5 protein-coding genes are annotated in these 6,439 nt (G+C 52.7%); 4 read left to right on the top strand and 1 reads right to left on the bottom strand.

Going from position 1 to position 6,439, the window contains the following annotated elements:
* Both AC5S3R_RS17970 and AC5S3R_RS17965 read left to right on the top strand, forming a co-directional pair.
* On the top strand, window positions 1-1,151 hold a 1,151-nt coding region (locus AC5S3R_RS17970), incomplete at its 5' end, for an RHS repeat-associated core domain-containing protein (RefSeq protein ID WP_494268543.1).
* Window positions 1,148-1,960 (top strand): barstar family protein, encoded by an 813-nt coding sequence (locus AC5S3R_RS17965; RefSeq protein ID WP_494268542.1) that lies wholly within the window; start codon window positions 1,148-1,150, stop codon window positions 1,958-1,960. The genes AC5S3R_RS17970 and AC5S3R_RS17965, both read left to right, overlap by 4 nt.
* A 164-nt stretch (window positions 1,961-2,124) precedes the next feature.
* Here AC5S3R_RS17965 and AC5S3R_RS17960 read toward each other — a convergent pair whose 3' ends face one another.
* Entirely contained in the window at window positions 2,125-2,742 is a 618-nt protein-coding gene (locus AC5S3R_RS17960; protein WP_494268541.1) for a LexA family protein, read from the bottom strand.
* Window positions 2,743-2,948: 206 nt separating this feature from the next.
* Between AC5S3R_RS17960 and AC5S3R_RS17955 the strand changes: the two genes are divergently transcribed.
* Together AC5S3R_RS17955 and AC5S3R_RS17950 are read left to right on the top strand one after the other, a co-directional pair.
* Complete coding sequence (locus AC5S3R_RS17955) at window positions 2,949-3,440, top strand: hypothetical protein (RefSeq protein WP_494268540.1); 492 nt, start codon at window positions 2,949-2,951, stop codon at window positions 3,438-3,440.
* Window positions 3,441-3,459: 19 nt separating this feature from the next.
* Window positions 3,460-6,438 (top strand): Tn3 family transposase, encoded by a 2,979-nt coding sequence (locus AC5S3R_RS17950; RefSeq protein ID WP_494268539.1) that lies wholly within the window; start codon window positions 3,460-3,462, stop codon window positions 6,436-6,438.
* Window position 6,439 lies beyond the last annotated feature (1 nt).

Below are 6,439 nucleotides of genomic sequence, written 5' to 3'. Positions count from 1 at the left end.
CCTTCAGTTGCGATACCACCACCAACGGCTTTACTGCTACAACTGTCTATGTACTTGGCCCCAGCGGGGAACAGATGACTGAGATGGCAAACAACTCCGGCGCCTGGCAGTGGGCGCACACGAACGTTTACGCTCCGGGACTGAGCGCTACGTATGATGCCGATCTCACAGGCCAGACGGAGGGAAAGATGTACTTCCATCTCTCGGACTGGCTGGGAACCCGACGCCAGCAGACCGATTATGCCGGCAACCCGGTGCTTAACTTTACCGGGCTGCCTTACGGCGACGGACTCGCCACTATCCCGGTTTCCAATACCGACGCCGCGGACGCCACTGAGCACCACTTTACCGCCAAAGAACGCGACTCCGAATCCGGGAATGACTACTTCGGCGCCAGGTACTATGCCTCTAGCATGGGAAGGTTCCTCAGCCCGGACTATAGCGACGATAGCGATGGGCCTCAACCTGTGCCATACGCTAATCTTGAGGACCCTCAGGGCCTCAATCTTTACGCGTACGCAGGAAACAACCCACTCACAAATGTTGACCCTGACGGCCATCTTGATTGTTCAGGAGGAGCTACGCAGGATGTAGCTTGCGCTGTGACAGCAGCCGCAAAAGCAGTTTGGGGTTGGCTTACAAGCGGTGGCGGTGGAAGTGGATCGAACAATGGCGACACTGGTCCAAGTAGTCCTCCGCCGAACAATCCTGGCTTCATGCCACAGTTGCAGACTCGGGCTACGCAGGCTTCAAATTGGGCGCATCAACAAGCTTGGATACCGCCATTTTTAGGGGGTAAGCCTACCCCGCCTGTAAATGGGCATTTACGAATTGAAAATGACGTTATTTTGTTCGGTCCTCCATCGGGATTGTCCGGTATGAGTACCTTACTTAACTCGTCTGAAGTAAATGCCATCAATGGAGTATTGAAGCAAATCGCAACGGGTGCTACCAAAGGCGTACCGTTCGAAAATGCAGCTACAGCAGCTAGCGGAGGGGCAAATCCGCTGCCTATACAAGGCCCCGGCTACTATACGAGGTACGTTGTGAGTTTTGGTTCTGGGAAGGGAGGAGCGCGTATTGTGACAGGCCTCGGTGGGGAAATCTATGCCACATTCGATCACTACATCAGCTGGATGAAACTTCGATGAACAGCAAGGTAGAGAAATTTTGGCGCACGCATTTGGCTACTACGAATAGTCCCATGATCCACTTTGCTCTGACCGGCCTACTGGATGTTGAGGCCATCAAAAACGTTGCGGATGAAATCGGCTTTGCTCTTTTCTTCGTCGATGCTAATGCGATCAATTCGGAACTCTCTCTGATGGACGCATTTTCCGAATCCATGAATTTTCCTCCTTATTTTGGACGTAACTGGAACGCTTTGCTGGACCTGACTCAAGATCTTTCCTGGGCGAGGGCTGAAGGATATATTTTGTTCATCTCTAACGGAGACAATCTGCCATCTCTGCCTTTTGAAGGCTTTTTTTCACTTGTAGAAGTTGTGGAAGCAACAGTGCGGAGTTGGAGGGATGAGCGCGGAGAGTTCGGCGAACGAACTCGACCAGTTCCATTCCACGCATTTTTTTCCGGCAGTGAAGCCCTGAAAGAGTCCCTACTGAGGGTACTCAAAGAGCCTCTCTGTGAACATATGGGAGAGTTGTTCATAAATATTCATCAAGCGCCGGTTCAACTCAGAAAGACAGCAGCTTATCAGGAGGCGGAGAACCTTGTAGCCGCTGGAGCAGATACCGAAATGGTTTTATCGTTCTTGCGCGAACACGGCATGGATGAACGCGACTCGATGTATGCAATCGCTGGTCTCATGGGAACAACTGTTACGGAAGCAAAGTCCGTGATCTACAACTGTCAAACATGGTCGGAAGTCCGCGAACGCGACGAACAACGTCGCAGAGTAGCCAGGGACGCCATCAGGAACCTTGGCTGGGAGGACAAATAGCAAGGCCGCCTTCGGGCGGCCTTTTTGCGTCTGCGCCTCCCTCAGCTTCTGGTTACTCGCCGAGTTCCCGGACGGTGCTTCGCACCGGGTTTAGGTAGTGACACACCACCCATCGAGATGACCTGCCCCCAAAATCCGCATAAACCCGAGTACGATTTTCGTATTCAGGATGGAGCAGTATCCATTCCGCTCGATGCAACAGGCTTGTTGACACGCCGTACTACGCCTGTCACTACCCCCCAAATGACGTCTCCTTTATCGAGTCGGAGAATATGATTTCGGAACTCCGGATTGTTTGACTCTGGTTCGAGGGAGAGGGCTCCATTTCTGCCACGCAGACGTTTGACCGTGTGCCCCTGGCTCGCAATAATGGCAACGACAACATCTCCTTCAACAGCCTGCAAGCGCCGGTCGACCAGCACACTGTCGCCATCGAAGATGCCGGCTCGATCCATTGAGTTCCCCGAAACAGCATAGAGGAATGTCGATTCCGGGTCCTGTACCATCAGCGCGTTGAGGTCGCAAGGTTCTTCCGCGCGCTCGTCCCTAGGGATTGTTGTACCCGGTAGCTTCAGAACAAAACCCCGAGGACCGCCGCTGCGGGTGTCTTTTGCCAGGCGCCGCGCCGGAATGCGTGGTATGTGGGCGTACTCATTTAGCTGAGCCTTTGTCGAGTCCACCAGTGAGGTTGGGACGCGTATAACACTGGTCGACTCGCCATGATAACGACCTGATCCGCGCGGCCGACCGGCTCCGGCACGCTTTCCACCGTGTTTAGACATACGCCGCCACCGGATGCTGTGCCCCTCGTTGCAGGTGTAGGGAGTGGTTAAAGGCGTTCTCGACACTGCGGGAAATCATTGTGCACCACCACTTGGACCTGATTTCCGAATCGCAACACTGAGCCCTGGGCTGATGTTCAAACGGTCCAAAGTGGGGTTCCCGTTTATCTTGATCAACTCAACCCCTGCTGCGGTGGCCAAATGTTTTGTTTGCCGAATCAGGTATTTCTTTACCATTTGATATATGTTACATTATTCAAGATTGCAAATCTCGCGACATAAGGAGAAAAATGCAACAGAGTGGGGGCCATTCAAAAACACGTAGCCCGGCATCGGTGCTTCCACATCCGAGTGCCATCGCCCAAGCCTGGGCCCTTGAGCGCACCAAAAGAATGCGGGCCGCACGCGCCATGCGGGTCGAACTGAAACTGACCCTGACAGCGCGCGATTTCTCGAAGTCCCGTTCTGAGGCTGTGCTTCAACAAATCGAACGTTGGTGCCTGAAACCGTGCCGCGCTAGGCGTCTTTTTAAGGGCGATTCTCGCTATTCGCTCACGCTGGACACCAAATCCGGCCAGTCCATTGATGTCTCGGCGCACACTCTGCTGGGACGCTTGCGCACTATCGCTGAGGAGCGCGACTGCGATCTCGATGCGGTGATCCGTCACCGTTCTACCGGCAAATTGTTCTGGATCTGACGACAGTTGGTACCGCGCTTTGGCCACGATCGAAGAAACTGCATATCCGCGGCTGCAACCTGAACCCCGGCCGCGAGAGTTGAGCGATCATTACACCGCAAGCGAGGGCGAGGTGGCATGGGCCAAGAAGAATGCCGCGACGCCAATTAAACGTATTGCGCTGATGATCTTGCTCAAATGCTCGCAGCGTCTCGGCTATTTTCCCCTTCTGCAAGAAGTACCGAGGCCGTATCTTGATCACATTGCACATTCCTACGGATTAGCCAGAACGCTGACGCGTAGTGAAATCAAAGGACTCGACTCTGGACGAACTCGCCAGGCAAACATCAACCTGGCTCGCAAGAGAATGAGAATCCGTCCCCTCGATGACAGATGTTGGCTGATCGAACACGCTGAGAATGCGGCGCAGACAATGCATCAGATCCCGGATATTATCAACGTCCTTCTGGAAGAACTCGTGCATCATAGCTACGAGTTGCCCGGATTTACGACTCTCGACCGGGTGGCCGTGAGTGCTCGCGTGAAAGTCGAGGAACAGCACTATGATGCAGTAATCAAGTCTTTGTCGACCGATGTTCGCGCACGAATCGACGACCTCTTCAAGTCCTACAGCGAATCAGCCACGACAGCTTGGCATTCCTTGAAACAGGAACCTGCCAAACCGACAAATGCAGCCGTTCGTCAATACTTAGACCACGTTCGGCTACTGCAAACATTGTCAGCAGGCTTGCCGTCTGTGGAAGCAATTCCAGTGGGTAAGCTAAAGCATTACCGTGCCTTTGCGCGCGCGCTAAATGCCGCTGAGATGGCTGCGCTTAAACCTAACAAGCGTTACGCGCTTGCCGTAATCTTTATTCGATCATGTCACGCCCGAGCACTAGATAACGCTGCAGATTTGTTTATTCGCATATACGACAAAATGCACAGCGCCGCCTATCGCCGACTCACGGAGTACCAACAGGAACATACAGAAATCGTTGATACGTTGGTTCAGCGCTTTCACGAGGCTTTGCTGGCCTTCCAGGTGGAGGGAGATGCAAAACAGCGTATGCGAGCTATTAGCATGACGTTAGGAGACGATGCCAAGAAGCTGATTACTATGTGCGAAGAGCATCTGGCGTTCGCGAACAAGAATTATTTGCCATTTCTGGAGATGAGCTATAAAGGGACACGATCGCTATTGTTCAATTGTCTGGAGATCATTAAGCCTAAATCAGCCAGTGACAGCAGGCCACTGGAAAGGCTGATCAGCGCTCTCCAGTGGTTAAAGACCTCCCGCGGCGAGTTTATTTCACTTGGAGAAATCGGAATTGACGGAAGAACCGATCTGAGCTGGTTGAGTGGACAGTGGCGGAAGTTGGTCTTCATATCGCCGTCCGAAGAGTTGGCCTTCGGCGAGGTGCATCGGCGAAGCCTCGAATTGGCGATTCACCAGCACATTCGTGACGAACTACGCGTTGGCAACTTGTTTATTGAGCGTAGCGAAAAGTATGACGACTACCGCGAGCAGCTCGTAGATCTTGAGACTTTCGAGAGAGAAGTGATCGAATATGGCGAGGTCACAGGTATAGAAGTAGATCCATCGGCTCTAGTGAACAAACTGCGTGAGGAACTGGCTCGGCGCTCGTCGGATGTCGATCGCGGCTTCAAGGACAACGCCCATGCCGCAATTGTTGATGGGCGCTTGTCGCTGCGGCGTATGGAAAAGACGCAGGAACCGCTGGAGGCCGAGAAACTTGATTTGATGATTCGCGAGCGGATGATGCCCATCAGTATTCTGGACGTGTTGATTGACGTTGAACGGTGGCTTAAGCTACATCGACATTTCCGGCACCTATCCGGCAGGGAAAGCAGGATCGGAGATCTGCCACAGCGCTTCGTCACGACGCTCTTCTGTTACGGTTGCAATCTTGGGGCCGTACAAACGAGCCGCTCGATCAAGGACGTCAATCGGAAACAGATAGGCTGGCTGAATCTTAAATATGTAACCGAAGAGGCTTTGGAAAAGGCGATTGTTCAGGTCACGAATATTTATGCGAAGTATAAACTGCCGGGCTACTGGGGTGGAGGCAAAAGTGCATCGGCCGATGGCACGAAATGGGATCTCTATGAACAGAACATGATGTCCGAATATCACATCCGCTACGGCGGGTATGGAGGCATCGGCTACTACCATGTTTCAGATAAATATATTGCGTTATTCAGCCGCTTCATCCCATGCGGAGTGTATGAAGGAGTTCACATCCTTGATGGCCTGATCGAGAATGAATCGGACATCCAGCCTGACACACTGCACGGCGACACTCACTCGCAGAACTACGCCGTCTTCGCAATCTCATATCTTCTTGGCATCAAGCTGATGCCAAGAATCAGAGGGGTGCATAAGCTCGATTTCTTCAGGCCTATGGCAGGTACGAAATATCGCAACATCGACGATCTTTTCGCTGGACCTATCCGCTGGAAACTAATTGCGGACCACTACAGGGAAATGCTGCGAGTGGCCGTGTCGATCAAGCTGGGCAAGATTACTGCATCGACAATTCTGCGACGGTTTGGCAACAAAAATCAGAATCAGTTGGCGCAGGCCTTCCGGGAACTCGGTAAGGTGATCCGGACACTGTTTTTGCTTGATTACGTCGAAACTGCCGAGCTGAGAAAAATGATTAGCGCCGCGACCAATAAAAGTGAGGCGTTCAACAACTTCATCCAGTGGGTATTCTTCGGAGGAGAGGGAATCATCCAGGAGAACGTGGCACATGAGCAGCGAAAACTAATCAAGTACAGCCACCTGGTCGCCAACATGGTCTGCCTGCACAATGTTCAGGCGATGACAGTGGCAATCCGCCAGTTCCGGGAGGAAGGCGTGGAGATCACGGCTGACATGCTTTCCTTCTTGTCGCCATACCGGACTTGGCACATCAATCGGTTCGGCGACTATGTCTTAGACTTCGATCGACCATCTGACCCAATGAAACCAGATCTTTCGGTTCTTACTTAGA

The sequence above is a fragment of the Occallatibacter sp. FHG110214_02 genome, assembly GCF_059115385.1.
The sequence above is the reverse complement of the archived record's forward strand: the minus strand, read 5'-3'. Positions and strand labels throughout refer to the sequence as shown.